1 protein-coding gene is annotated in these 479 nt (G+C 61.6%); it reads left to right on the forward strand.

Annotated features, from left to right (window positions below):
• A partial coding sequence (locus ACWTU8_RS32445) for an amidohydrolase family protein (RefSeq protein ID WP_455851327.1) occupies positions 1-479 on the forward strand: 479 nt, incomplete at both ends.

The raw sequence follows: 479 nt of genomic DNA on the forward strand, positions 1-479 counted from the left end.
ACAGCTCTATGTCGAGATGCTGGAGGCCGGTTTCTCCCGCGTCGGCGAATTCCACTATCTGCACCACGACCGCGATGGAAACCCCTATGCTAATCTCGCCGAGATGGCCGAACGCATCGCCGCCGCTGCCGGCGAAACGGGTATTGGCCTGACCCTTTTGCCGGTGTTTTATGCGCACTCCTCCTTCGGCGGAGCGGCTCCGAACGAAGGCCAAAGGCGATTCATCAACGATGTGAATCGGTTCTCCCGGCTTGTTGAGAAGTCTGGCGAATCGGTTCGCGCGTTGAATCAGGCTGTCGTCGGCGTCGCGCCGCACAGTCTGCGCGCCGCCACACCGGAGGAAATGACCCAAGTTGCTGCTTTGGCGCCGAATGGGCCGATCCACATCCACGTCGCCGAACAGGTGAAGGAGGTCGAGGACTGCCTCGCCTGGTCCGGCGTGCGCCCGGTTGAATTTCTGCTGGCCAACGTTGAGGTCG

The organism is Mesorhizobium sp. BHbdii, assembly GCF_053848045.1.